The sequence below is a fragment of the Bacillus sp. JJ1474 genome (assembly GCF_036965225.1).
GTDB lineage: Bacteria > Bacillota > Bacilli > Bacillales > Cytobacillaceae > Cytobacillus.
Genome location: NZ_JBALPC010000158.1, coordinates 1 through 405, shown reverse-complemented (window position 1 = coordinate 405; position 405 = coordinate 1).

The window sequence follows — 405 nt, the reverse complement described above, 5'->3', positions numbered from 1 at the left end:
TTAGTTGTCCAATAACGATAATCATTTACTACATTTTCAATAGACATGCATTCTTGTTTAAATTGTTCACCATGATTTGCAAGAGCTTTGATTTGCTCTAAATCTTCATTCATTTTCGCTAAACTCTCCATAATAAGCCTCATTTCCTATAGAAATTGCGTATTTATTATATCAAAATCACTATTAAATTGTAATAAAATAGATAAATTAGCAAATCTGTCCGTAAAAATAACCGCTAACGAATATATTACTCGTAGCGGTTACTTTGTAAGCCCGTAATCAAATAATAGGGATTATTTATAAAAACACATTATTTTACCTTAGGTCAATAAACTCCCCCTTTAGTTTACGTATATTTCTTCCAATTTTTACTATGAATTTTAAAATGTTATTCAACAATATGGC